Genomic DNA, 25971 nt, shown 5'->3' with positions numbered 1-25971 from the left:
GTAGCAATGTTATCCGGTTGGAAAATATAGTTGACAATCGCTGTTATCCGAGCAACTGCCTGATCCCTGCAAGATGATGATCATCATGCTCTGCCACAAAATAGGCCAGATCAATGATCCGCATAGGCGTTTTCAGGCGTGGGTGCAGCGCTGTTTTTGCCAGGTGCTCATCCTCCAGGCTCCAAAGCCTGCTGACAAGCTGTTGCCGCTGCCCACGGAACTGTTGCAGCAACACGCTGGCGGGTGTTGCATTATGATTGGCAGCATGTGTTTTCTGGTTAGTTAAATCCGCTACCCTCAGCTCTGTGGCGCCGTTGATAAGATCTTCCAGGCGACCCAGCCACAGCGGTTCCATATCCGAAAGATGTCCTGCTTCCTCCTTGATGCTCCACTTCTCCCCTGGCTTTATAATGAGTAATTCAGGAGCTGTGGTGCGGATGATCTCTTCTATGCGGGCAGGCGTTCCGCTAAGCCGTTCTATAATAGCAGGCAGCAGGCCGTTGTCTTCAATAACAGGGAATGTTCTGTTGAACCATTCAGTTCTTTTCATTACTATCCGATTACTTAACTTAAAAATAATGATAATAAGTGATTTCTATCAAAAAAATAAACACATGTAAACATGAATTTTTTGTTAGGAATACTAATAATATTTTTATTACTAAACATTCTTCTTAAGTTGGTATCCGACCAGCATTCATTGCTGGTATGATGATCCTCAAACATTTACTATTCACCCTCAAAATTTATCAAATGGGTATGATCGCATTTTATGAAGGCAACAATGGCACGGAGAGCCTTGTACAAACAGTAAATGACAACCCCGGACAAGACTTCCAGCCGGTAAAGGCTGAGATCCGCTCCCTGAGGCTATTTGATGTCAGGGGTCGTTGCCGCATCAGGATATTTGATTCAGCGGATGGCGCTTTATCGAATGAATTTTGCATTGTTGATGTAAAAAATGAAAACAGCCGGCGCCATAAATTGGGCCAGCTGCTTTTTAATATGTTTCCCCCGTATGCTCCCCCGCTTTTTCCGCCGGCGGATGAAATTCTTTTTCGCTTTTTGCAATTACTATTGTAGCAACACCGTTCCCTATAATATTTGTAATGGCACGTGCTTCACTCATAAACTTGTCTACCCCCAACAGGAAAGCAAGACCTTCTACCGGAATTTTATGAATAGCGGTGAGTGTTGAAGCCAGTACAATAAAGCCGCTGCCGGTTACGCCTGCGGCGCCTTTCGAGGTGATCATCAATATTCCGATAATAGTGAGAATTTCCCCGATAGTCAGGTGCACATCATACAGCTGCGCGATAAAAATAACGGACATCGACAGGTAAATAGAGGTCCCGTCCAGGTTAAAGGAATAGCCGGTTGGCACTACCAATCCCACTACGGATTTACTGCAGCCCATCTTCTCCAGCTTCAGCATGATGGAAGGCAACGCAGATTCTGAGGAGGAAGTACCAAGTACCAGTAACAGTTCTTCTTTGATATACTTCAGAAATCTCCAGATGCTCATTTTATAATACTTCAGGATACCACCGAGCACCAGGAAAATAAAAACGGCCATCGTGAGGTATACGGTGCCCATCAATTTGGCCAGCGGCACCAGCGTATGTAAACCGAACCTGCCAATGGTGTAGGCCATTCCCCCGAAAGCGCCCAGCGGAGCCAGGTACATCACGTATTTCAATGCTGTGAAAACCAGTTTGGAAAGTTTGCTCAGAGCCTTAATAATCACCTGCCGGTATTTCGAGTAATTGAGCAATACCCCGATGATGATGGCGGCCACCAATACCTGCAGCGTCATGTTATTCAGGAAGAAGGTGAGCCAGTCGAAACTCTTTGCTGCACCGGAAGTGTATTTGGAAGCATTTTCGATTTGCAGGGACGACTTATCAATTTTTCCCGGCCGGATCAATAAGGCCATCAAAACGCCGGCGGCCAGGGATATGGTGGAAACTACTTCAAAGTAAAGCAGTGATTTAACACCAATACGACCCACTTTTTTCAGGTTCTCCATTCCACTGATCCCTAAAACAATGGTAAGGAATATAATGGGTGCAATAAACAGCTTGATAATATCGATAAAGGTTTTTCCTATAATTTCCATCTTCACACCGGTGGCCGGCGCCAGGGTGCCTAATAATATGCCGGCGATAATGGCAATGAGCACCCAAAAGGTGAGATTGGTAAAGATCCTGATGTGCAAACTCCGGTTCACGGCTACTTCCGGTTGATACGACGCAATGTCTTCGTGCATGGGTTCTATCGGTTTTCGTTGAAATTCCCCGTCAAGTAACGAAATTTTAGCCGCTTATTTCAGCAAGGGTCATATATTTATTTTATGGGATCGGTTGCAGCTTTACAATCCACCGGTTTCAATAACGGAAATAATTTGCTGACGTGCCTGCCTGGATTCAGGTAAGTTAATGAGCATCCAGTCGTGTACCATCCCGGGGTATTCTACATACGTAAACTGCAACACTTCCGGGGCCATCATCTTTTTCAGTTTACGGGCATCGGCTACCAGTATTTCCCTGGATCCGGCAAAAACAGTGATGTTTTCCAATCCCTTAAATGAGCCATAAATAGGGCTAAGCAGGTAATGGTCCAGCGGTGCGTTACCCGCATAGATCCTGCCGGCCTGCAGAAGTCCATCCAGTCCCATAAAGGGATCCTGCGTTACGATTTCGTGTATCTCCGGGTTACTCAAACTGATATCCAGCCAGGGCGAAAGCAGGATCAGCTGTCCCGGCTGCGGCAACTGTTCCTTTACCAATAACTGGCATAGCGCCAGTGCCAGCCCTCCTCCTGAAGAATCGCCCATGATGATCAGGTCCTCTTTGGCTACTTTTTCAAGTAATTCCCTGTAAAGGGCCAGCACCATCTTAAAAGTATCTTCAAAAGTAAAGTCAGGCGCCAGCGGGTAATCCGGCGCTGAGATAGTGCAATGCGTGGCCGCTACCAATTCGGCCATAAAAGACCAATGGTGCGATGTAAAATTTTGTACATAAGCGCCTCCATGCAAATACAGTATATGCTTCCGCCCTTTCCCGGTGCGGGACTGCAGGGTGAAAACAGGCTGGCCGTTTAGCTGCCGTTTGGCTACCACGCAAAATTTGTGGACCTTAGCCGTGGGCTCCGGACTACTGTAAAAATTCTGCTTGCCTGCGGCCAGCAGTGTTTTTAGAAAGTGCTTCTTCCCGATTAACCGGAGAAAAAGGGCAAATAATTTGCTGTGTATACTGGCCAAATTGATCTGTTTTAAATATAACAACGGTGCTGCCTCGCATCATAATATTTACAACCAGTAAGGTATGCCTAATATTCAGACAAACGATTTCTGGCTCCGCCTGGATAATGCAGCAAAAATTTATCCGGCTATTAAGGATAACGAGCTTACCTCCGTTTTCCGCGTAGCGGTGGTGTTAAAAGACCGGATAAAGGCAAAAGCTATGCTGGAAGCCGTTCACGAAATTGAAAACCGGTTCCCTTATTACAAAGTAAGGCTTAAAACAGGGTTCTTCTGGTATTACCTCGAACAACAACAGGGCCCGGTTCCCGTAGAATCAGATCTGCAAACACCCTGCCGCGCCTTCCGGAAAAAGGAACTGATGTTTCGCATACTGGTAAAGAAAAACAGGATCAGCGTTGAATTTTCGCATATCCTGACAGACGGCACCGGCGCGTTTGAATTTCTGAAAACATTATTACTCGTGTATTTTGAAAAATGCTGTATTCCACTTGCAGACAAACCGGTGTTTTACAATCCCGATCAACCACCGGCGCCGGAAGAATACGAAGATGCCTATAGCAGGTATTTTAAAAAAATAGACGCGCCACATATAAAAACTCCCGGCGCCTTTCATGTTCCCTTCTCTTTAAAAAGAAAACCCAGGTTCAGTGTGCTTACCGCCATCATGCCCGTAGCCCAGGTTACTAAAAAGGCAAAGGCGCTGGGAGTGAGCCTCACGGTATATCTCACCGCTGTTTATCTTCACGCACTACAGCAAATTCATGAACAACAACCCCGTTTAAAAAAGAATATCAACAGGAAAATATTACGTATCGAAGTTCCGCTGAACCTACGTAAGTTGTACCCCACGCGGTCGATGAGGAACTTCTCATTGTATGTACTTCCGCAAATCGATCTCAGGCTGGGACATTATACATTTGAGGAGATCGTTAAAACCGTATATCACCAGATGCAACTGGAAACCGACCAGAAGCTGATCAATAAAATGATTTCCCGCAATGTGGGTGGTGAACGCAATACGCTGGTGAAAAATATCCCGCTTTTCCTGAAATCGCTTTTCCTTTCCAGGCTGTATATTGTTGGTACAAAACAATATAGTGGCGTAGTCACCAACCTGGGAAAGATAGACCTCGGACCAGACGCCAATCACCTGATTGAGCAGTTTGTATTTATTGCCCCTCCGCCCAATAAAGTATTGAAGGTAAATTGCGGTGTTGCCGGGTTCGGCGACAACCTCGTATTAAGTTTTGGCAATATCACCACCTCAAAAGAACTGGAAAGACATTTCCTGACATTTATGGCGCAGCACGATATCGCTGTTAAAATAATAAACTCATGAAGTATTGTAATAACTGTGGCGTAATACTGGAAGACGATATGCTGATATGCCCGCTATGCGGCGCCGGAGCAGGTACCAACAGCGAAAAGCAGGAAACAGTTGACAACGGCAGGAAAATAATAGCACCCCCGGCTGAAACGCTGACAAAGCAACAAAAGAAACTGGTGTGGGAAATTGTATCCCTGGTGCTGATTTCCTCTATTGTAGCTGCGTTGCTGATTAATCTTATTATCAACAAAACCGTTTCCTGGTCGGAATACCCGGTGGCTGTTTGTCTTACTATTTTCGCCTATGTTTCCTTCTTTGCCTTTTGGTCAGGCAGCAGCACGGCCCGTATGCTGGGAGGATTTATCACCTCGTCCGTGCTTATGTTATTATTAGATGCGCTAACCGGTGGACTCAGCTGGGCGGCCCCCATAGCGATTCCTGCTCTATTGACAGCCAGTGGTATTACCGCCGTTTTGCTAAGCATCATCCGGCATTCGGTTTCCAAAGGCGTTAACCTGATCGCCTATACGTTTATTGGCGGCGCGGTATTATGTATAGCTATAGAGGCCATACTATCCCTGTACCACACCGGGAATATTCACCTGGACTGGAGCCTCATTGTTTGTTTGTGCGTGCTGTTGGTGGCTATTGCCTTATTATTTCTGCACTTCGGGTTAAAGAAAGGCAGAAGCCTTGAAAAAACTTTTCACCGGTAATCACAGTTTGTAAACTTCACTGCCCGCTAACAGGAAACAGCCTAATCCATAATCTTCGAAGTCGGGTACTTTATCAAAGGTAACAGGCTGTCCGTCTTTAGGTTCCTTACCGGTGCCCTGCACATAGCCTAATCGTCCATCTTTATCGATACAGTTTTCCAGGAGGGCATTCCATGCTTTCCGGACTATAGGCAGATAGGTTTTCTTATCGATCAGTTGATGATTGATGCCCCAGGCCATTCCGTATACGAATAGCGAGGTGCCGGTCAATTCCATTCCGCCGTAGTTATCCGCATCATGCAAACTTACATTCCAGAAGCCATCCGGGCGTTGGATGGGGACCAGGGCTTTTAACATATCCTGGTAGTCCTGCAGGTATTCCTTGTAATGCGGATCGCTGGTGGGAAGCAAATCCAGCGTGCGCACCAGTGCAGCTACCACCCAGCCATTGCCCCTGCTCCAGTAGCAGTCTTCCCCATTCGGTGCAGTATAGGGAGGCACAAAATCTTTGTCTCTCCACCACAGGTGATCTGCCGGGTTATACAAACCCTTACCGCCGTGATTATATTTCGTGTAGGCGTACATGGTATACATCCGGTTAAAATAGCTGGTATCTTTATAAATCACGCCTAGCCTGGCGAACACGGGCATGGCCATCTGCAGCGCATCGATCCACCACCAGTCGTCCACTTCCGGGGAGGCTTTCATATTATCCATGGCGGCTTTAATATCCCTGATGCGTTCTTCTTTTTTATCGATGAGGTACAGGTCTATGTAGGTTTGTCCGCAGCATTGATTATCCGCATTCCGTACTTGTGTGCCGCCCCAAAGTCCCCACTGATGACTATTGCCCCAGGCCACGGCATAATCATAGTAAGCGGCTTGCTTGTCGATATTGTACAGCGCCATGAGTCCTTCATAATAAACCGCCCGGGTCCACAAATTAGAGGGACGTTCTTTATTGGTAAAGGTAGGCTTGCCCGGATCGGGCCATTTCTGCATAAAATATTGATTGGTGAGGCGCATTGCCGCCAGGGTCTCTTTTTTCGCCGGCAGCTTTTGTGCAAAGGCCAGCTGGCTGATAAGACATAGCGTAATAAACAGGCTTTTCATACGTGGTAATTTATTTCAGATTCTTCTGATGGGTTACTGTATATAACTGTCAATTTAACAATTATAAACAATACCCCGTAGTTTTGCGGGTACTTTTTTGCGGTCCGGTATGGGTATTGTTGTAAGTTTGGAGACCAACAATCTTTCACCGAATGAAACAAAGCGCCGGTATTTTACTCATCCGTGCTGCCAGGGTCGGACCTGAGTTTTTCCTGGTACACCCTGGTGGCCCTTTTTTCGCAAAAAAAGACGCCGGCTGGTGGACGGTTCCCAAAGGAGAAATTATGCCGGGAGAAGATCCGTTGAATACGGCTATCCGGGAGTTTGAAGAAGAAACGGGGTACACGCCGGCCGCTCCTTTCACCCGGCTGACTTCCATCACCCAAAAGGGTGGCAAGCAGGTACACTGCTGGGCTGCATCCGGTAACCTGGATTCTGCGAAAATAGTGAGCAATACGTTTGAAATAGAATGGCCGCCGAGAAGCGGGAAATATAAAACCTATCCTGAAATAGACAAAGCCGGTTGGTTTACGCCGGAGGAGGCGGCAAAGCTGATCAATGAAAGACAGGTAGCGTTTTTGGAAGAAGTATTGCAACTGGGCTTAACAGCTTTATAAAAGCCGGGCCGGATGGCGCATCCGGCCCGGCTAATACTACACAATGGTATTGAGCACACCTCCATCTGCGCGGAGCGCAGCTCCGTTGGTGGCTACCGACAAAGGACTGGAAAGATAAGCCACCAGGCTGGCGATTTCGGAAGGCTCAATGAACCGCTGTAATAAGGAGGTTGGATTCATTGTTTTAATAATACCTGTTTTCACTGCTTCCACGCCCAGGTTTTGCGCACCTGCAATTTGTTCCACTGCGTTCGCCACACCTTCGGAATAGGTGGGCCCGCCAAGAATAGCGTTTATCGTAACCCCGGTGTTTTTAGTTAACGCTGCAAGTCCACGGCTCACCGACAGCATGGCAGTTTTAGTGGTACCGTAGTGGATCATATTTCCCGGGATATGAATACCGGATTCGCTGCTGATAAAAACAATCCTGCCCCAGTTACGCTCCAGCATTTTGGGAAGCAGCTGCCGCGATAGCCGGATACCACTCAATACATTTATCTCAAAAATTTTCTGCCAGTCTTCGTCCGTGATATCCGCAAACTCCTTTAGTTCAAATATTCCTACGTTGTTAATTAAAATATCAATACCAGGAAGCGTATCCAACAACCGGTTCACCTCCGCGGCGCTGGCAAAGTCAGCTGCTATGCCGGATACCTTAGCTTCCGGTATTTCTTCCTTTAGTCTGTTCACTGCCCCAGCTGTCTTTTCAGGCGTTCTTCCGTTGATAATGACCGTCGCTCCTTCGAGCAGTAATAACCTGGCAATGGCAAAGCCGATACCTTGTGTAGATCCGCTGACAAAAGCCGTTTTTGATGTTAATTGTAAATCCATGAGCGTCCTGTTATATTATTTTAATGGCGAAATATTTTATTCTGTGTTGATCACTACAAAAATCAGCAAAAAAATCAGCGGAGGATTTCCAGCTGCATTTCAATCTGTTTGAGGAGGATTTTATTATCAGGATACATACGCCTGGTAACGTTCAACCCGTTCCAGAGTGTAACCAGGTAGCGGCCCAGGATCACGGGGTCGGTTTGATTTTTCATAGTGCCATTCTTTTGCGCGCGGCGGATGGCTTTGGTGTATAGTTGTTCTACTTCTTTCAGAATGGTTACCGCTTCTTCTTCCAGCTCTTTGTCAAGAGCGGCCATTTCCACAACCGTGTTAACGATGATGCAACCCTGCAGATGCGTTTCCCGGTCGACCCGGGCCATGCTGCGGAAGAAGTCTTTGATCAGCTCCATTGGCGCATCACTTTGATTAAGCGCTGTTTCAAACTCCTTAAATGCTTCCCTGCGCTGTTGGATGGCTTTTTGGAACAGCTCTTTCTTTCCTCCTTTAAAGGCATTATAAAAGCTTCCGCTGCCTATTCCCATAGCCGTGAGTATATCTTCCAGAGATGTAGCGGTATATCCCTTTGTCCAAAACACTTTCTGTGCCTTCTCTACAACATCCTTATTATCATATATGGCTGGCCGTCCTCTCATACAATACAAATTTTGTGTTAATCACTACAAAAATAGATATTTTTCAGGAACAGTCTTAATTATCTTTAAAAGATTAGTGTTTGAAATACTTCCACAGGTAGGCGGAAACGTTCTTGATCAGCACCTGTGCTTCGTTATCGTCTGTCCAGCGCTGATCTTTATTATTTTTGGTGCCCACATAAAACACATACTCCCCCCGCGGTTCATTTACCAGGATCACTTCTGACCTGGACTCATCCAGTGAACCGGTTTTATGGGCGGCCTGTACATACGGCGGAATAGCCGACAACCCGGTTTCATCATAATACCCGTGGGTCATTAACCGGTACATGCGTTCGGAAGCGGCCTTGCTGATCACCTCACCATTACGGATCTTCACCAGCAGGGTGGCCATTTCGCGGGGGGTAGTCATGCCCCAGCCGTATACTTTCCAGATCTCTGAACGGCCAGGGGTACGTGAATTTACACGCGTAACCGCAAGCCCGTACTGCTCCATCAGCTCATTAATGCGTTGCCCCCCTCCTGCCAGCGACTGGTTCCAGATGGATGCGGTATTATCGCTGTAAGACATCATCAGCGCCAGCAATACACTCACCTCCGTTGAAGTGCTGTCTTTAAAGAACTGCATCAGGCCCGATCCGCCATACTTAATGGAATCGCGGTAAACCAGCGGCTGATGATATTTCAGCTCCCCTTTCTCTATTTTGTCAAACATGCCCACCAGGATAGGAATTTTCACAATGCTGGCCGTGGGGAAAATAGTATCGGCATTGATAGCGGCATAACGGCCGGTTTTCAGGTTCTTTACGTAAATTCCCACATCGCCGTGAAACCCGGTGATAATATTTCTCAATCCTTTTTCAAGTTTACGGTCCTCCTGCGAAAAAGCAAGTGCAGGAGTCAATAGCAGTAGCAGCAACCATTTGTGCATATATAAGGAATGTTTGCTTTAAGTTATAATACGGGAGCCGGTATTCATAGGAGATATTATTCTGAATCCTCTTTTGGTTCCCAAAGTTCAATAATATTGCCTTCCGGATCGAGCACATGAACGAATTTGCCATAATCATATTCCGCAATCTCATCCACAATGGTCACGTTTTCCTTTTTCAGTTCCGCTACCAGCGCAACGAGATTTTCCACCCGGTAATTAATCATAAACGGCTTGGCCGACGGCTTAAAATATGCCGTATCCTGCGGAAACGCACACCAGGAGGTAGATCCTTTCTTCGATGGATTATCGGCCTCCCGCCACTCAAACGTAGTCCCGTATTCGCTGGTAGTCAATCCAAGGTTTTTGGCATACCATTCGTTCATTTCCTGTGGATTAGCGCATTTAAAAAAAACGCCTCCAAGGCCCGTTACTTTTTTCATATGTGCGATTAAAAAAGTGAAAGAAGAAGTCGATAGTCAATATACTAAAGAATATGTAACCTCCATCCGGGACTTTTAAAAAAATGTATTTCCTGCTGACATGGGTTGTCATATCTCCCTTTTACTTTTGTTAAAACAAACCAACTCACTATGGGGCCGGGAAAATGATTGAAAAAGGCGCTATGACCCAACAGGGGCAACAGGCGATCGACCATGCAAAAAAAACCGGCAGGTGGGAGATCGTGTAGTGCTCACCACTTCACTAACGGATTTCGCCACCAGTCGTCCTGCCCGTTTTCGCTGTAATAGAGTCCGAAGTTCAGCGATGGATCATCCGCTTTTTTTGCGGGATGCAATAGTTTTAAAATATAATTCCCTTTGCGCAGTGGCAGTATCACCGTTTGCCGTGCATGACCATCCGCCGGGTTGTACTGAATCCGCAATGAATCATTAAGATAGAGTTGTGTGCCTTCCGAAGGCGTTAGTTGAAATACGTAATAGCCATCACGCGGAATAGCTACGGCTCCGGTCAGCTGCCCATCCACAGGTTTCGATTGCAGATCGAGCTTTGGCAATTGCCGGGTGGTACGCAACATTTTTTCGGGCGTCAGATAGTTACCTGTCCGCAGGTTCATTGGCAGCTCATGATCGTATCGCCCGCCCGGCGAAAACGATATTGCCCGGATACCTGAGGGATCATCTGTGATCAAATGATCATCTACCAGCGCACTGTTGCGGTTGGGCAATGAACCATCCTGTGTATAGCGGATCTCAGCGTTATCAGTTGGCAAAAACAGGCGGATCGGCCGGCCCTTCACCACAATGCCGCCGGTCGGTTGATAACGGGCGTTGCGAACGTAATACCCCAGGTAAGCATATTTAAGTCCATCATAGTTCGATTTGAACACGCTCGAGCCATGCGTTTCATTGTCGTAGAGCGCCGAGTGCCAGTGCAGCCCTGAAGGTGCATTCGCTTTCAGTATGCTGTCCATTGCATCACGCGCCATGTCGCCGTAGGAAAAACCACTGCGGCCGCCGATATTCAGCGCCGTGTTGCGGAATTGAACCGACTTTAGTTTTTGCGCTGCCATCCGCACGAGGTACCGGTCGCCGAACTGGAAAGCCGGGTCGCCGAGCGTATAGAAACGGAACAAGTCCGGCCGCTGAAGCAGGGTGTAAAAAGCAAATACCCCACCCAATGATGTACCGAACAACCCGCTCTCGCTACTCACGCGATACTTGCGATTAATATAGGGCATCAGCTCTTTTTCAAAGAAGGCAAGAAATTTGTCCGCACCACCCGAGCTGTCCACATCTTTCGATTGGATAGGGGTGAAATCGCGGTCGCGCAGGTTGAAACCGTTGACATAACGGTTGGGGACATTCACAATGATCGCCTGCGGAGCGAACTTTATCGCCACCAGGAAATTGAAGATATTCGTAAACGTATGCGTATTCCACTCCCCATCAATCACGTACCACACATCATAATGAGTAGTGTCTGCTGCGTAATTGTCCGGTAAAATAATCTCAATTTTACGTAGTTCACCCAGTCTATTCGAGTAAATCGAATCCTTTGTTGATGTGGTATGCTGGGCTTCAACGCTAATTGTAACAAGAAATAAGAAACAAAAAAATAAACGCATCGTCCTGTTTTTTGTGCTTAAAGTTGTCACTGATACTTTGCTATAATTCCGTAATTTCAAGTACTTCTTTGCTATATTTTAAATAGGAAACGAGCACTTTTGTGCCTATTGGGTAATGATAGTAGTCCGCTTTCTTAACCGGCAGGCTGAATTTCTCACCTTTATGCCGCCCTGCAAAGGTCACAATATATTCGTCATTTTCTGTTTTGTGACGGCTGATAATTACACTCGACAATTTGTTTTTCCCGTTTATAATATCTTTCTTCCAATCGTTTTTAAAACTCCTGAACGTTAGCCAAACAAATAAATAAAAAAGACCGAACATTGCTATTCCTGCAAAAACAAACAAAATGTAATGGTAATATTGTAGATTAATTTCGTGTTGTATAAAGTAATAAGCGATCGCCATTATAAAAAGTGTGGCGGTCATCAAAATACCTGGGGCGTCTTTAAAGAATTCACTTCGTTGTTTGTCAATATGTTTTATCTCATCCTCGCTTAAAGGAATGTTTTCCTGTAATACAACCTGGAAATAGTCTATTGGGAAATGGGTCATTAAAGGCAATTTAAGTTTGTCTGTCCAATATAAGCCTGGTATCCTTGTTATATCATGAATACTTCCCGGGTACCTCATCCATGGGTATACCATGGGTAATCCATGCACTATTAATACTGTTCCCAATGCACTCCTCATGCACTCGCCATGCACTATGAATGCACTTTACTTTTCGTACTCATACTTTATTAACCGGTATTGGAAAACAGTTTTATAAACATCGCCAATTTTATATTGGTCCACCAGCTCCCCTTCTTTTACCAGGCCGCTATTAATTAAAATCTTTTCTGATGCACTGTTATCTGGAAAAACAGTCGCATAAATTTTATGGAGGTGCAAGGTGTTGAATCCAAAGTTCAGGACTTCCTTCACCGCCTCCGTCATGAGTCCCTTTCCCCAGAATGGTTCCCCGATCCAGTAGCCCATTTCAGCATGGTTATGACGGGTATCAATACTCAATCCTACTGCACCAATGAATTCATTGTGCTCTTTTAAATTAATCGCGAAAACAACCCGTTCCCCGGTCACGTATGCCTTTAGCGCAAGGTCTATCCAAAAGGCAGCGTCTTCCTCTTTATAAGGATAGGAGATATTTAATATGTTTTCGGAGATCCTCTTGTTATTGGCATACTTTAACAGGGCGCCCAGGTCATCCCTTTCTACTTTTCGCAGTTTTAATCTACTGGTATACAGTTCAGGAAATACTTTCATGTTGAAACTCAGATATTACAGTATGTAAATATAACAGATAGGCTCCTATATTTTTTTGTATTTTCTAACAGAAAAAATGGCGACCCGGAAGGATTCCTCAGACCCACTTCACCCGTTTTAAATAAAATCACGTCTCTAACAGATATCAAATGCTACGTTATGAAGCTAATTCCACCCAAATGGAGTCCTTTCCTGCAAGGACTGGTGCTCTTCTTTTGGCTTAACCAGCCGGTTGTTTTTGCACAGGGACAAAAACAGGTAACCCTGAAAAGCGGGAATGCCGCCATCAGCCTGGCAGATATATTCAAAGCCATCCGGCAGCAAACCGGCTATACTGTTTTTTATAATAATCTTATCCTGAATGATAAGGAAAAAATAAAAGTAGACTTCAACAAAAGCGATTTACCGGCAGTACTTAATACGCTGCTGAAAGATAAAAATATTGAGTGGACGTTTAACGATACCTATATCATCCTGAAGAGAAAGGACAATGTTGCGGCTCCTTCCCCCAAACAGGAAAAGCTGCAGGGCAGGGTAACAGACGACACCGGCCAGCCCCTGGCCAGGGCATCCGTGAGAATTAAAAATACGACCGCGGCGGCGCAGACAGATGATAACGGCAGCTTCTCCATCGTCATGCCGGAACCTGCCGGCATTTTACAGATCGGCTTTGTCGGTTATGAACCGCTGGAAGTACCACTTACAGACATGCGTTTCCAGGACATAAAACTAAAGCCTGCCAACAGCGGTCTCAATGAAGTAATTGTGATCGGATATGGCACCACCACCCGCAGGGACCTCACGGGCTCAGTGGGCAAAGCCAATGTGGAGGATATGCAGAAAGCCCCCGTAGCGTCTTTTGACCAGGCGCTGGCCGGTCGCATTGCGGGCGTGGAAGTAAGCTCCAACGACGGACAGCCAGGCGCTGCTTCCCGGATTGTAGTGAGAGGAAGCTCCGTAAGCCAGGACGGATCTCCCCTGTTTGTGATAGATGGTTTCCCCATTGAAAATATGGATATCAATTCCATCAATCCCAATGATATCGCCTCCCTGGAAGTATTGAAAGATGCTTCTTCTATTGCTATTTATGGCGCAAGAGGCGCCAACGGTGTCATCATCATCAACACCAAAAGAGGAAAACCAGGTCCCCCAAGAGTGACTTACAGCTATGCGCTGGGCATACAGCAAATCACGAAGAAAATGGAGATGCTTAGTCCTTACGAATTTGTAAAACTACAGCTCGAACTGGACAGCGCGGCCAGTACGCCCGGCACACCCGTTAACACCAACGCACGCATTTACCTCGATCCTGCAAAAGGCATTACGCTCGACTCTTATAAAAACAATCCCGGGTACGACTGGCAGGACCTCCTCCTGCAATCAGGACTCACCCAAAGCCATTCGCTGAATATCAGCGCAGGCACCGCAGACACGCGGTATTCCATCAGTGGCTCCTACTACGACCAGAAAGGAATCATTATCAATACCGGCCTGAAAAGATATGACGGCAAATTCACGCTCGATCAACGGTTGAATAAAAATCTCCGGATGGGCATCACCGCCGGGTATTCCAATTCTTCTTCCTATGGCACCATCCCCGCTGCATCTTTCAGTGGCGGCGTAGTACAGGGCATGTGGCAATACCGGCCCGTTTCCGGCGTAGGTAACCAGGACCTGCTCAACGCTGTGATCGACAGTCTTGCGCTGGAAGACTTCAACAATGGCACCTCCAATGCCACCCTGGGAAACAACCTGGTGAACCCGCTGCTACAGGCGCAGAATGAATACCGGAAAAACATCAACAACACCGGTACTATTAATGCCTTCCTGGAATATACTTTTCTGAAGAAATTCAGACTGAAGATATCAGGCGGCTATAATGCCACCAACCTGAAATCGGAAACCTTTTATAACTCACAAACACAACAGGGAAATTTATTCAAGAACAAAGCAGGCGCAGTGCCCAATGTGAATGGTATTAACGGCACTATCAACAATCAGCTGAACAGTAATTATCTCAGTGAAAATATTCTCAACTACAAAACTACTATCGGGAAAAAACATATGATTGATGCGCTGGCAGGTTTCACTTATCAATACGCCACGAACAATTATACCGGTTTCAGATCCATTAATGTGCCACAGTCGACCGAATACCTGGGCATTAAAAGCATAGGCGGCGGCACCGCCGCATCTCCCAATGCCGGCGGCTCGCGCTGGCAGCTGTTTTCTTTTTTAGGCCGGCTGAACTATGCTTTTGAAGATAAATACCTGTTCACCGCCACTGCGCGGTCCGATGGTTCTTCAAAGTTTGCGGCAGGCAAGCAATGGGGCTACTTCCCTTCCGGCGCTTTTGCCTGGAGGTTTACAGAAGAGCCCTTCGCAGCAGGCTTGCGATCCATACTGAATGATGGTAAGTTCAGGGCCAGTTATGGCAGCGTAGGCAACAACAAGGTGGGAGACTTCAGCTACCTGGCTACCCTCGCTGGTGGTACGCAATTCGCCTACCCTTTCAACAATTCCTATACGAGAGGCACCGTACCATTTGGAAACGGCAATGCCAACCTCACCTGGGAAACCACTACAGAACTGGATCTCGGGTTGAATTTAAGCTTCTTCAATGACCGGATCTCCGTGGATGCAGATTATTACAACCGGAAAACAAAGAACTTCCTGCTGCTGGTGCAAATCCCTTACTTCGCGGGTTACAGTATCACGTCTTTCAATACCCAGTACCAGAACACCGGGGAAATTACCAACAAAGGTTTTGAACTAACCATCAACACCATTAATGTTAAAGGAAAAAATTTCAACTGGAGCAGTAGCTTCAACATCAGTTTTAACAAAGGAAAGATTGATAAATTTTATGATGGCTTTGAAGTAATGCAAACAGGTTATAACCTGCCCGGCGGCAACAGCACCACTGCCTGGATTGCAAAAGTGGACGCCCCCATCTCCCAGTTCTATGGTTATAAGTGGGCCGGCGTTTACCAGTATGATGATTTTGTTAAACAAGGGAATGGCGCCTACATCCTGAAAAACGGTGTACCTGGCTATGCCACCGGTATTCAGCCGGGCGATCCAAAATACAAAGATATTAATGGCGATGGCATAGTAGATGCCAACGATCAAACTACGTTGGGCAGCCCCCTTCCTATTCATACCGGCGGGTTCTCCAATAATTTTAACTATAAAAATTTCTACCTGAATATTTTCCTGCAATGGAGCTATGGCAATGAAATACTAAACGCCAACAGGATGGCCTTTGCTTCTACCGGAGGTTATTTCCCGAACGGCAACCAGTTCGCAGAATATGCTAACCGTTGGACACCCGATAATCCAACTAACGATGTGCCAAGGGCAAAATATAACAACCGGGGCGATGCGGGCAGCACTACGCCAAAGGTAACCTCCCGCTACATAGAAGATGGCTCCTTCCTGCGGCTCAAAACAATTTCGCTGGGTTACGACCTGCCACCCGAATTGATCCGCCGTGCAGGCTTTAAAGGTTTGAAAGCATATGTGGCAGCGCAGAATATTTTCACCATCACCCATTACTCCGGCATTGATCCGGAGGTTTCCTCTTTCAGGGTGCAAAACCCTGCCAATGCACCGGGAAACACTCCCGGCGTTACCGCTACCAGCGGCACCGGCTATACGTTTCTTCAACCCAGCAGTAGTTACTCCGCCTTATCCGGCGGACTCGATTATACGGCTTATCCACGCGCCTTTACACTCAGCTTTGGTATTACGGCTACATTCTGATTCCATGTTTAAAATGTTGTTATGAAAACTTTTCAGCAATTACTACTTCCACTCATATGCATACTGGCAGCTTCCTGTAAGATGGATGTAAGCCTGGATCCTGTCACCTTCCGCCCTATCACATTTACCACCGAAGCGCAACTGGATGAACAAGTGGCCGGGATGTACAATATCCTCCAGCAAGACCCGATGTATGGTTTTGGTTTATGGGGATATATCAATGCCGGTGCGGATGAAAGCTTCCGTAACAACGCCAGTTACAGCACCACGCTCACGGAGTTTTATCATATCAGTAACACTGAACAGAATGTTTTGCTGTTATGGCGGAGCTTATACAAGGGTATTGAAGATGCCAATGTGATCCTCGATGTGGCCGACAAACCACAAATAGATGAAACAAAACGCTCGCAGATTAAAGGACAGGCCAGGTTCCTGCGGGCATATTATTTCTACCTGCTGGTGACCCATTTCGGGGACGTGCCGCTTAAAACAATGCTGGCTACCGACCTGGGCACCAATTACAATCTCCCGCGTACGCCATCAAAAGATATTTATGCTTTTATAGTGAAAGAAATGGTGGCAGCCGACAGCCTGGTGCCCAAAATGTCGCAGGTAAACACGCCCACTATTGTTACACAATCTGCCGTGGAAGCCATTCTCGCAAGGGTGTATCTTTCTATGGCCGGCAATCCCATGAATGAAGTGGCGCGTTATAAAGATGCGCTGTTCTGGGCGCAGAAGCTGATTAATTCAAACGTACATAGTTTAATCAGCTCACCACATCCGCTTTATCCCGCTACCCCTGCCTATGCCCGTATTTTCATCAACAAGATGCAGAATAACATGAATGATAACGGCACTTCGGAAAGCATCTGGGACGCCGCTTTCTTATCCAAATCCAATGTTACCGGCAACTATGCAGGCACCGGGTATCTTGTTACGCAGCAGCTGGGCGCAGTAATGGGCGTATACTGCCCCGATGCGGGCATTTCGGGTGTGAACGGGTACTCCCCCGGCACTTACCGGGTATTTCCGGGTTTATACAATCTTTATGGTTCCGGCGATCAGCGGAGGGATTGGGCCATTGCGCCTTATGTGTATAAAAGCGCTGCTACCACCCGTTACTACACGCTCACCGTGAACATCACCGGTGGCGGGGGTACCGGCGCTGCGGCCACTGCTTACACCGATGCACAGGGCGCCATTACTTCCGTAGTAATCGACAACCCCGGCAACGGCTATACGACTCTTCCCACCATCGGCTTTACTGCTTACGGTACCAATTCGTCTACCAACCCCTCTGTTACCACGCCTAATGAAGCAGTAGCCACTGCCACCGTGAGTAGTGGAAAGGTAACGGCTATCAATGTAATATCCGGCGGTGCGGGTTATCCTACAACATACGACCGCTGTGTAGGTAAATGGAGAAGGGAATACGAAATTAACCTGCCACCCAGCCGCCTCCAAAACAATACTTCCTGCAACTTCCCCATTGTGCGTTACGCAGATGTGCTGCTGATGGCAGCGGAAGCTGAGCTGAAAGCCAATGGCAGCGCAGGCACTACGGCCGTGGAATATTATAACCAGGTAAGAAGACGGGCATACGGATATCCGCCTAACACGCCTGCGCCAGGCTTTGATGTAACCACATTTACCATGCAGGATATTATGGATGAACGCTCCCGGGAACTCTGCTTTGAAGGCGTTCGCCGGCAGGACCTGGTACGCTGGGGCAAAATGACGCAGGCCATGCAACAGGTGCTTGCCAACAACGACAACTACGCTCCTACCAATTATGTTACGCCTGCTGGTGTGGCTGCGACCAATTTCCTGGTTGATCCGCAAAAGTATTCACTGTTACCAATCCCCGGCAATGAAATAGTGCTGGACCAGGTATTAACACAAAACCCCGGATGGCAATAAAAACCTATTAAACAAAATAGTATGAGATCCATTATATATTATTTCCTCGCCGCTGTTATGTTTGCAGGTTGCCGCAGAAACGAAGCAACCATGCCGGACTTCAACGTAAACACCGACCAGCTGGCCTACCAGGCGGGCGACACTGTTACTTTTTATCTCTCCGGCAATGCCGGCGCCATTGTTTTCTTTTCCGGCGAAACCGGCAAAGCATATGAAAACCGTGACAGGAAGTTGATGCCCGGCGTGGAAAAACTCGTGTTCCAAACATCCATGCAGCAAGGCCCTGTACCACCAAAGCCTTGCCCGGATTCACTGCAGCTGCTGATCTCCACCAACCTGGAAGGATATGATGCCGCACATATCACAAAAGCCACCTGGACAAATATTACCAATCGCAACAGCAAATGGCCGAAGTCATTGTCCACCGGTTTTACAACTTCTGATTCTATCGATATATCAGATTTTAATAAGGCAGATAAAGTGAACATCGCTTTCCGCGTGCTGAACAAAAAGACCGGTGTGATGCCGCAAAGAAAATGGGTTATCCAAAGCTTTTCCCTCTATAATTTATTACCCGACAGCAGTACCACGCCCCTGTTTACAAATTTTGCCAACACCGGCTGGGTACAGGCCAGTTTGCTTAACAACAGTGAACCGGGAACAGCGGAGAATAACTACACTGGCTTCAACGCCTGGAACGTGGGCACCTGGAACGTTTCCGCGGCCGACAGTGTCCGGAACAGCAACGGCATTCCTATCAGGACCGGTTATCCCATTACGTTCAATCCCGGTACCAATATTGATAATGAAGACAACGACGACTGGCTGATTACTTCATCCATCGACTTAAAAACCACCAAACCCGATATAGGTATGGTGATACAGAATGAAGTTGCGTTGAAGTCGGCCACTTTCAAATACGTTTTTAACAAAGCAGGCACTTACCAGGTCACCTTTGTGGCCACTAATAACAGCCTGGAAGACAGCAAAAGCCAGGTTAAACAGCTGACATTAAAAATTCTACCCTGATTAAATATGAACCGATCTTTCCTTCCGGCCATGGTGGCGTTATTGCTCTTTTCGCAAATCCTCTTTGCCCAGGTGATGCCGGTCGGTGGCTGGTGGCTGCAGAACGCTTCAAAAATACCGCAGCCGGGCGCAGCAATAGCACAACCCGGCTTCTCCGCTAATGGCTGGTATCCCGCCGTGGTACCGGGAACAGTACTCACCACGCTGGTACATAACAACGTATACCAGGAACCGTTATATGGCGAAAATAACCGCCCCGACAGGATTCCTGATTCCCTTTGCCGCACCAACTGGTGGTACCGCACAGAAATAACCATACCATCATCTTACAAAAACAAAAACTGCTGGCTGCACTTCAACGGTATTAACTACACTGCGCAGGTGTGGGTAAACGGGAAATATACCGGGGAGATACGTGGCGCCTTTGCAAGGGGCATCTTTGATATCACAGCGGCCGTAAAGCCCGGAGCAACCGCCGCCATAGCTGTATTGGTATCCCCGCAACCCAATCCGGGTGTGCCACACGAGCATACCATTGCACAAGGCATGGGCAGAAACGGTGGCATCACCGCTCTGGATGGTCCTACGTTCCTCTGCTCTATGGGCTGGGACTGGATACCCGCTATCCGCGACCGGAACACCGGCATCTGGCAATCCGTATATCTCGATGCCACCGGTCCTGTACTTGTAAAAGATCCATTGGTAACTACCGATCTTCCATTACCCGCATTAAATACCGCTGATGTTAAAATAGCCGCTACCGTAGAAAATATAACAGACCAGCCGCAGGAAGGCATACTGAAAGGCGCCTTTGGCAATGTAGTGTTCAGTAAGCCGGTAGCATTGCCGCCACACAGCAGCCAGCGGATTACCTTTGATCCCGCCACACTGCCGCAGTTAAAAATAAAACAGCCGAAACTCTGGTGGCCCAATGGTTACGGTCCGCAAAATTTATATACCCTGCAACTACAGTTTAACATCGGGGGAGAAATATCCGATGAACAACAATTGGATTTCGGCATCCGCGAAATCAGTTACACCACGCCGGCTTCAGAAGATCTCACCATTTCCGTGAATGGCGTAAAGATTTTTTGTAAAGGCGGCAACTGGGGTATGGATGAAGCGATGAAACGTATTCCAAAAGAGAGACTGGAAACACAGATCCGCATGCATCAGCAGGCGCATTACAATATCATCCGCAACTGGGTGGGCCAGAGCACCAGCGAAGACCTGTACGCCCTCTGCGATAAATACGGCCTCATGGTATGGGATGAATTTTTCCAGCCCAACCCCTCCGACGGACCTGATCCCGCAGATGTGAATTTGTACCTCGCCAACGTACGGAGAGAAAATGCTGCGTTTCCGCAATCATCCTTCTATTATCCTTTGGTGCGCCCGCAATGAAGGCAACCCGCCTAAAGTAATAGACGATTCACTTCGCAGCCTGATGGCTGAACTGGAGCCCTTGCGGCTGTACCAGCCCAGTTCTACCTCCGGGCGCGGCGTACACTCCGGCGGGCCTTACTACACCCGCAAACCGGCGGAGTATTATGTTTTCACTGAATCTTTCAAAACGGAAATCGGCAGTTTCTCTATTCCAACAATGGAGTCCGTGCAGGGCATGATGCCGCAGCAGGACTGGGAAGTGATCAACGACAACTGGGCCGAACATGACCTCGCCACAAAATACTACCGGAACATGATTGCCAAACGGTTTGGTGAAGTAGCCAACCTGGCCGACTTTGTAAGAAAATCACAACTCGCCAATTATGAATCGTTCCGCGCTATGTATGAGGGCCGCAATGCAAAAATGTTTAACCCTGCTACTGGTGTTATCACCTGGATGAGCAATCCTGCGCAGCCCAGTTTTGTATGGCAGCTTTATCATCACGACCTGGAGCCTAATTCAGCGCTGTTTGCCGTTCAAAAGGCCTGTGAACCGGTACATATTCAACTGAACGAAAAAGAAGGAAATATACAGGTGATCAATAACGGACCGGCTGCGCTGAAAAATGCGCGTGCACATCTCAGCCTGTTCAATGCAGACGGTAAGCCGGTGCTGCAACAGGATTATAATGTTACGGCCCTTCCCACCGTAGCAACGGATCTCGGGCAGGTGCAATGGCCCGCTGATTTGTCGCCCGTTCACTTTGTAAAACTGACTTTACATGATGCCAACGGCGCGCTGCTTTCCGATAACTTCTACTGGAACACGCTTCCGTTGGGATCAGACCAGCTGGCGGGCCTGGAAAAGATACCAGTGGTTACGCTCACGGCAACGGTTAAACGCCGCAGCGTGCATGGTAACTGTTTGCTGGATGTAAGCCTGCATAATCCATCTGCTCATATCGCGGTAATGACGCACCTGCAACTTCACCGGCAAGGTGGCGACAGGGTGTTGCCTGTTTTTTATTCAGATAATTATGTTTCCCTGTGCCCCAATGAAACAAAAACAATTACCGTAGAAGCCAGTGAGGCCGCCCTTCAGGGCAGCAAGCCAATGATACTGGTGGATGGCTTTAATGTAAATATAAAAGAAAGCAACAGTCCCGATGCAGCCATTGCGCTGAATGAAAACGCGCAGGTGAACCATTGGCCCATTACCCATTTGCCGCGGCCCGACAGTACCGCACCCAAAAAATAAAAGCATGTTTACATCAAGACGGGAATTCCTGAAAATAACCACGTTTGGCAGTACAGGTTTGTTATTACCGCCTATCACTGCATGGGCGGGTGTTTATAAAGATGAACTGGCAACCCTGAGTGAACAGCTCCTGCAACAATGGGGTGAAAGTTTACTGGCGCTACAGGTAAATCAACCGCAGGCAAAAGGATTGCATGGCGGCATTCTGTGCCCCGCCTGCGCCACCATACACGGCCGCTGCGGTGACGCCATCTTCCCGTTATTATATCTTGCCAGTAAAAGAAAAGAACAACAGTATGTAGATGCAGCTATCCGTTTGTACAACTGGATGGAACATATGGTAAGCACGCCCGATGGCGCGTGGGTAAACGAAGTAAATGTAAGCGACTGGAAAGGCATTACGGTGTTTGGCGCTACCAGTCTTGCGGAAGCGCTGATTCATTTTGAACATTTACTGAACAAACCCACAGCACAGCAATGGAAAAACAGGTTACAAAAAGCAGGTGACTATCTCTATAAAAACTTTACTGTGAACACCGGTAATATCAACTACCCTATCGCCGGCAGTTATGCTTTGTGCCTGATAGGTACCTATCTCCAACAACCTCATTTTATTACCAAGGGCAAAAGCCTGGCAAAGGATTGCCTCGCCTACTTTACTGCCAATGGCCTGATATACGGGGAAGGAAAACCGGTGCCCGAGAAAAGTGCAAAAGGCTGTTATTCGGTGGACCTTGGTTATAACGTGGAAGAGTCGCTTCCCTCTTTTGTGCTGTATGCAAAATTGGTGAATGACACCGCCCTGCTGGATCAGTTGACACGCTCCTTAAAAGCACACCTGGAATTTATGCTGCCCGACGGCGCCTGGGACAACAGCTGGGGAACCAGGAACTTTAAATGGACCTATTGGGGCAGCAGAACCAGCGATGGCTGTCAGCCTGCCTATGCCCTGATGGCCGGCAGCGACCCTGCATTTTACAAAGCAGCCCTGCAAAACACCCGGCTGCTGGCGCAATGCACGCACAATAAATTATTGCATGGCGGGCCGCATTATGTACAACACGGGGTATTGCCTTGTGTAAGCCATTCGCTGGCGCACAGTAAAGCATTGACCACCGTTTTGATCCAGGCGCCTTCAATAAAAAGCACTACAGCCCCGCTCCCACGGGAACGTATATACGGGGTGAAGTCATTTCCTGAAATCAATACCTGGCTGATCTCCACGCATAAATGGCGTGGCACCATTACGGGGTACGACCAGGAATATTCTATGAAGGGCGGTCATGCCAGCGGCGGTGCTTTGTCTATGCTCTGGCATGAGGATACCGGTCCCCTGCTTGTGGCCAGTATGAACCGGTATCAAATGGTGGAGAGCTTCAACATGCAGCGGGATAATGATCCGTTGCCTGCTTGCTTTACGCCTGGCTTTACCATAATGGCCGGCGAACAGCTGTACCGGCACACCAATGATCTGAAGGCCGCTGTTGAATATCATGAAAACACCGGGCAGATAACCTTCAACACCCGTTCATTACTGGTAGATGAAAACCAGTTACCGGCTGCTTCACCGGAATGTACGATCAGTTATCTTTTTGAGAAAGATGTGTTTCATATTCACGCTACTGCGAAAAATGAAAAGGCCGTTTATAGTTTGCCTGTTATCAGTATGCACGGCGAACCCGTCACACTTCTTTCAGAAAATAAGCTGGAAATACGCAAAGCGGGTAGTATTGTGGAGATAACCGCCAGTGCGCCCATAAAAACAACCCGCGCATTAACAGACCGCGCTTTCAATTTTGTACCCGGGCTCGAAGCCGTTCCGTTACTCTTTGAAACGAATAATATCGATATAAAAATTTCCGTAAGACCACACACATGAAAAAAGCATGCTTACTGATCAGCGCTGCCCTCTATTTTGTGATGCCCGCAATGGCGCAAGCCAGGTTCGATATATTCAGGGAACAGGCCATCACTGATGTTAGCACGCAGGGATGGCTGAAAGAATTCCTGCTCCGGCAGCGGAGCGGTCTTACCGGGCATCCGGAAGTATTATCGTATCCCTTCAATTCCTCCCTGTGGGCAGGCGTTATAGAACGGGTAGGCGAACAACACGGCGCCAACTGGTGGCGATACGAACAAACTGCCTACTACAGCGATGGTATACTCCGGCTGGGTTATTTACTGCGTGATACAGCGCTGGTGAATAAAGCCCGCGCCGGTATTAACTACACGCTGGCACACGTACAATCCAATGGCCGCCTGGGTCCGGAGATGTTCACCAGCCAATGGCCTATCGCTGTATATTTCCGGGTGTTACAGGCCGAATACGCAGCTACCGGCGATCAGCGGATCATTGCTGCCCTGCATAAACATTACCTGAGCTATACGCCCGAAGAAATTGGCAATGCCAAACGTGCCATTGTAAACATTGAAGGCATGTTGTGGACGTATGGCAAAACAAATGATTCCCGACTGCTGGCGCTTGCGGAAGCGGCTTATGCCAAAGGCGGTTTTGAGCTGAACATGCAAACGGCTTCTTCGCCGGATACGCTGGTGCTGCATGGCGTTACCTATATGGAAATGGCTAAGCTGCCCCCCATCCTGTATACTTACACCGGTAAAAAAGTATATCTCGATGCAGCGCTGAATGCCATGTACAAACTGGATCGCGATCATATGTTACCCGATGGCATCCCCAGCTCCAACGAATTCCTGGCAGGGAAAGATCCGTTACAGAGCCACGAAACCTGCGATATCACCGACTATACCTGGGCAGTGGGTTACCTGCTGATGGCCACCGGCGACGGCCGCTGGGCCGATAAACTGGAGAAGGCCATCTTCAATGCAGGTCCAGGTGCGGTATCCAAAGATTTTAAAAATCTTCAGTACTTCTCCAGCGTTAACCAGGTGATCGCTACGGGGCAGTCCAACCACAATAAATTTGCGCATGGCTCTACCTGGATGGCTTACTGGCCCTGTCATGAAACAGAATGCTGCGCCGGCAACGTACATCGCTTTATGCCCAACTACGCCGCGCGGATGTGGATGCGTGATACCACAGGAGCCCCGGTGGCAGCACTTTACGGGCCTTCTGTTGAAACGCTCCGCTACAAAGGGCAGCAACTCAGCATTACCGAAAACACGCAATATCCTTTCTCTGACCAGTTGCAGTTCACCTTCCGGATGCAACAGGACATCACTATGCCTTTTACCTTCCGCATACCTGGCTGGTGTCAATCAGCGATGGTAAGCATCAACGGAAAACGATACAACGGCGCGTTAAAGCCCGGCTCCTTTGTAACCCTGCACCGGAAATTTCATAACAACGACCGGATCAGCATACAATTCCCTATGGCGCCGCAACTGGTACAATGGGGCCAGTGGGGCGTTACCGTGGAACGCGGCCCGTTGTTGTACGCTTATCCCATTCCCGAAAAAGTAACCACAGATACCGCCACTTACGCTAACCTTGGCGGCAAAAAATCTGCAGATCCTGGTTTCCCGGCGCTGGACATCCGTCCTGCGGGTGACTGGAACTACGCACTGCTGGCACGTCCCGGACAATGGCTGGTAACAGAAAAACAGGACAATACTTATCCCTTTGACGCCGCCGCTGTTACCATTAAGGTACCGGCCAGGAAAATTAACGACTGGCATTTATCAGAAAACCGCTACACGCCCCCATTACCCAAACCCGGTTCTTTCCACTATGAAACAACTACCGATACCATCACCCTGGTGCCCTATGGTATTACCAGGCTACGCATGACAGTATTCCCGGTGATCCCTTAATACATT

General features: G+C 47.9%; 21 protein-coding genes. 10 read left to right on the top strand and 11 right to left on the bottom strand.

Going from position 1 to position 25971, the window contains the following annotated elements; translation table 11 throughout:
* Positions 1-43: 43 nt before the first annotated feature.
* The 3 genes from QFZ48_RS25565 to QFZ48_RS25555 form a co-directional block, all read right to left on the bottom strand.
* Positions 44-550 (bottom strand): DinB family protein, encoded by a 507-nt coding sequence (locus QFZ48_RS25565; RefSeq protein WP_429048372.1) that lies wholly within the window; start codon positions 548-550, stop codon positions 44-46.
* Between the two features lie 450 nt (positions 551-1000).
* Positions 1001-2269: a cation:dicarboxylate symporter family transporter gene (locus QFZ48_RS25560; protein ID WP_429064391.1), complete on the bottom strand. Its 1269-nt coding sequence runs from the start codon at positions 2267-2269 to the stop codon at positions 1001-1003.
* A gap of 102 nt (positions 2270-2371) precedes the next feature.
* Positions 2372-3262 carry an alpha/beta hydrolase gene (locus tag QFZ48_RS25555; protein ID WP_429064388.1) on the bottom strand — a complete coding sequence of 297 codons (891 nt, stop codon included), beginning with the start codon at positions 3260-3262 and terminating at the stop codon, positions 2372-2374.
* A 64-nt stretch (positions 3263-3326) separates the two neighbouring features.
* Here QFZ48_RS25555 and QFZ48_RS25550 point away from each other — a divergent pair, with 64 nt between their 5' ends.
* Both QFZ48_RS25550 and QFZ48_RS25545 read left to right on the top strand, forming a co-directional pair.
* Positions 3327-4604, top strand: a complete 1278-nt coding sequence (locus tag QFZ48_RS25550) for a hypothetical protein (protein ID WP_429064386.1) — start codon at positions 3327-3329, stop codon at positions 4602-4604.
* Complete coding sequence (locus tag QFZ48_RS25545) at positions 4601-5308, top strand: DUF6320 domain-containing protein (protein ID WP_429064384.1); 708 nt, start codon at positions 4601-4603, stop codon at positions 5306-5308. Before QFZ48_RS25550 ends, QFZ48_RS25545 begins: the two co-directional genes overlap by 4 nt.
* Here QFZ48_RS25545 and QFZ48_RS25540 read toward each other — a convergent pair whose 3' ends face one another.
* Positions 5309-6421 carry a glycoside hydrolase family 88/105 protein gene (locus QFZ48_RS25540; protein ID WP_429048379.1) on the bottom strand — a complete coding sequence of 371 codons (1113 nt, stop codon included), beginning with the start codon at positions 6419-6421 and terminating at the stop codon, positions 5309-5311.
* 152 nt (positions 6422-6573) lie between these two features.
* On the opposite strand from QFZ48_RS25540, the gene QFZ48_RS25535 reads away from it, so the two are divergent.
* The gene (locus QFZ48_RS25535; RefSeq protein ID WP_429064382.1) at positions 6574-7038 is read left to right on the top strand and encodes an NUDIX domain-containing protein; all 465 of its coding nucleotides are present in this window, start codon (positions 6574-6576) and stop codon (positions 7036-7038) included.
* A gap of 36 nt (positions 7039-7074) precedes the next feature.
* Here the strand turns inward: QFZ48_RS25535 and QFZ48_RS25530 are convergent, their stop codons facing one another.
* The 7 genes from QFZ48_RS25530 to QFZ48_RS25500 all read right to left on the bottom strand — a co-directional run bounded on the left by QFZ48_RS25530 (position 7075) and on the right by QFZ48_RS25500 (position 12812).
* Entirely contained in the window at positions 7075-7869 is a 795-nt protein-coding gene (locus tag QFZ48_RS25530; RefSeq protein WP_429048383.1) for an SDR family NAD(P)-dependent oxidoreductase, read from the bottom strand.
* A 74-nt stretch (positions 7870-7943) separates the two neighbouring features.
* The gene (locus QFZ48_RS25525) at positions 7944-8525 is read right to left on the bottom strand and encodes a TetR/AcrR family transcriptional regulator (protein ID WP_429048385.1); all 582 of its coding nucleotides are present in this window, start codon (positions 8523-8525) and stop codon (positions 7944-7946) included.
* A 73-nt stretch (positions 8526-8598) separates the two neighbouring features.
* The gene (locus QFZ48_RS25520) at positions 8599-9456 is read right to left on the bottom strand and encodes a serine hydrolase (RefSeq protein WP_429048386.1); all 858 of its coding nucleotides are present in this window, start codon (positions 9454-9456) and stop codon (positions 8599-8601) included.
* A gap of 56 nt (positions 9457-9512) precedes the next feature.
* On the bottom strand, positions 9513-9899 hold the full coding sequence (locus tag QFZ48_RS25515) for a VOC family protein (RefSeq protein WP_429048388.1): 387 nt from the start codon (positions 9897-9899) through the stop codon (positions 9513-9515).
* A 251-nt stretch (positions 9900-10150) separates the two neighbouring features.
* Positions 10151-11545: an alpha/beta hydrolase-fold protein gene (locus QFZ48_RS25510; protein ID WP_429065556.1), complete on the bottom strand. Its 1395-nt coding sequence runs from the start codon at positions 11543-11545 to the stop codon at positions 10151-10153.
* Positions 11546-11585: 40 nt separating this feature from the next.
* Positions 11586-12101 carry a hypothetical protein gene (locus QFZ48_RS25505; protein WP_429064380.1) on the bottom strand — a complete coding sequence of 172 codons (516 nt, stop codon included), beginning with the start codon at positions 12099-12101 and terminating at the stop codon, positions 11586-11588.
* A 165-nt stretch (positions 12102-12266) separates the two neighbouring features.
* Positions 12267-12812, bottom strand: a complete 546-nt coding sequence (locus QFZ48_RS25500; RefSeq protein ID WP_429048392.1) for a GNAT family N-acetyltransferase — start codon at positions 12810-12812, stop codon at positions 12267-12269.
* 159 nt (positions 12813-12971) lie between these two features.
* On the opposite strand from QFZ48_RS25500, the gene QFZ48_RS25495 reads away from it, so the two are divergent.
* The 7 genes from QFZ48_RS25495 to QFZ48_RS25465 are packed head-to-tail and all read left to right on the top strand — an operon-like array spanning position 12972 to position 25965.
* Entirely contained in the window at positions 12972-16577 is a 3606-nt protein-coding gene (locus QFZ48_RS25495; RefSeq protein WP_429048394.1) for a SusC/RagA family TonB-linked outer membrane protein, read from the top strand.
* A 21-nt stretch (positions 16578-16598) separates the two neighbouring features.
* Positions 16599-18500, top strand: a complete 1902-nt coding sequence (locus QFZ48_RS25490; protein WP_429064377.1) for a RagB/SusD family nutrient uptake outer membrane protein — start codon at positions 16599-16601, stop codon at positions 18498-18500.
* Between the two features lie 21 nt (positions 18501-18521).
* A complete protein-coding gene (locus QFZ48_RS25485; protein ID WP_429064374.1) occupies positions 18522-19529 on the top strand; it encodes a DUF5017 domain-containing protein in 1008 nt (335 codons plus the stop codon).
* Between the two features lie 6 nt (positions 19530-19535).
* Entirely contained in the window at positions 19536-20933 is a 1398-nt protein-coding gene (locus QFZ48_RS25480; RefSeq protein WP_429064371.1) for a glycoside hydrolase family 2 protein, read from the top strand.
* On the top strand, positions 20881-22173 hold the full coding sequence (locus QFZ48_RS25475; RefSeq protein ID WP_429064369.1) for a hypothetical protein: 1293 nt from the start codon (positions 20881-20883) through the stop codon (positions 22171-22173). Before QFZ48_RS25480 ends, QFZ48_RS25475 begins: the two co-directional genes overlap by 53 nt.
* Positions 22174-22177: 4 nt before the next feature.
* Positions 22178-24052: a hypothetical protein gene (locus tag QFZ48_RS25470; protein WP_429064367.1), complete on the top strand. Its 1875-nt coding sequence runs from the start codon at positions 22178-22180 to the stop codon at positions 24050-24052.
* Positions 24049-25965 (top strand): beta-L-arabinofuranosidase domain-containing protein, encoded by a 1917-nt coding sequence (locus QFZ48_RS25465; protein ID WP_429064366.1) that lies wholly within the window; start codon positions 24049-24051, stop codon positions 25963-25965. The genes QFZ48_RS25470 and QFZ48_RS25465 overlap by 4 nt, the downstream gene beginning before the upstream one ends.
* The last annotated feature ends 6 nt before the right edge of the window (positions 25966-25971 follow it).

It is taken from the genome of Chitinophaga sp. W2I13, assembly GCF_050434005.1.
Lineage (GTDB): Bacteria > Bacteroidota > Bacteroidia > Chitinophagales > Chitinophagaceae > Chitinophaga.
The sequence above is the reverse complement of the archived record's forward strand: the minus strand, read 5'-3'. Positions and strand labels throughout refer to the sequence as shown.

Excerpts from the sequence above, each read along its gene's own strand:
- QFZ48_RS25515 (WP_429048388.1), bottom strand. The coding sequence starts at position 9,899 with ATGAAAAAAGTAACGGGCCTTGGAGGCGTTTTTTTTAAATGCGCTAAT.
- QFZ48_RS25520 (WP_429048386.1), bottom strand. The coding sequence starts at position 9,456 with ATGCACAAATGGTTGCTGCTACTGCTATTGACTCCTGCACTTGCTTTT.
- QFZ48_RS25525 (WP_429048385.1), bottom strand. The coding sequence starts at position 8,525 with ATGAGAGGACGGCCAGCCATATATGATAATAAGGATGTTGTAGAGAAG.
- QFZ48_RS25475 (WP_429064369.1), top strand. The coding sequence starts at position 20,881 with ATGCTGCGTTTCCGCAATCATCCTTCTATTATCCTTTGGTGCGCCCGC.
- QFZ48_RS25470 (WP_429064367.1), top strand. The coding sequence starts at position 22,178 with ATGTTTACATCAAGACGGGAATTCCTGAAAATAACCACGTTTGGCAGT.
- QFZ48_RS25490 (WP_429064377.1), top strand. The coding sequence starts at position 16,599 with ATGAAAACTTTTCAGCAATTACTACTTCCACTCATATGCATACTGGCA.
- QFZ48_RS25565 (WP_429048372.1), bottom strand. The coding sequence starts at position 550 with ATGAAAAGAACTGAATGGTTCAACAGAACATTCCCTGTTATTGAAGAC.
- QFZ48_RS25510 (WP_429065556.1), bottom strand. The coding sequence starts at position 11,545 with ATGCGTTTATTTTTTTGTTTCTTATTTCTTGTTACAATTAGCGTTGAA.
- QFZ48_RS25540 (WP_429048379.1), bottom strand. The coding sequence starts at position 6,421 with ATGAAAAGCCTGTTTATTACGCTATGTCTTATCAGCCAGCTGGCCTTT.
- QFZ48_RS25505 (WP_429064380.1), bottom strand. The coding sequence starts at position 12,101 with ATGACCCATTTCCCAATAGACTATTTCCAGGTTGTATTACAGGAAAAC.
- QFZ48_RS25485 (WP_429064374.1), top strand. The coding sequence starts at position 18,522 with ATGAGATCCATTATATATTATTTCCTCGCCGCTGTTATGTTTGCAGGT.
- QFZ48_RS25465 (WP_429064366.1), top strand. The coding sequence starts at position 24,049 with ATGAAAAAAGCATGCTTACTGATCAGCGCTGCCCTCTATTTTGTGATG.
- QFZ48_RS25495 (WP_429048394.1), top strand. The coding sequence starts at position 12,972 with ATGAAGCTAATTCCACCCAAATGGAGTCCTTTCCTGCAAGGACTGGTG.
- QFZ48_RS25530 (WP_429048383.1), bottom strand. The coding sequence starts at position 7,869 with ATGGATTTACAATTAACATCAAAAACGGCTTTTGTCAGCGGATCTACA.
- QFZ48_RS25480 (WP_429064371.1), top strand. The coding sequence starts at position 19,536 with ATGAACCGATCTTTCCTTCCGGCCATGGTGGCGTTATTGCTCTTTTCG.
- QFZ48_RS25560 (WP_429064391.1), bottom strand. The coding sequence starts at position 2,269 with ATGCACGAAGACATTGCGTCGTATCAACCGGAAGTAGCCGTGAACCGG.
- QFZ48_RS25535 (WP_429064382.1), top strand. The coding sequence starts at position 6,574 with ATGAAACAAAGCGCCGGTATTTTACTCATCCGTGCTGCCAGGGTCGGA.
- QFZ48_RS25545 (WP_429064384.1), top strand. The coding sequence starts at position 4,601 with ATGAAGTATTGTAATAACTGTGGCGTAATACTGGAAGACGATATGCTG.
- QFZ48_RS25500 (WP_429048392.1), bottom strand. The coding sequence starts at position 12,812 with ATGAAAGTATTTCCTGAACTGTATACCAGTAGATTAAAACTGCGAAAA.
- QFZ48_RS25550 (WP_429064386.1), top strand. The coding sequence starts at position 3,327 with ATGCCTAATATTCAGACAAACGATTTCTGGCTCCGCCTGGATAATGCA.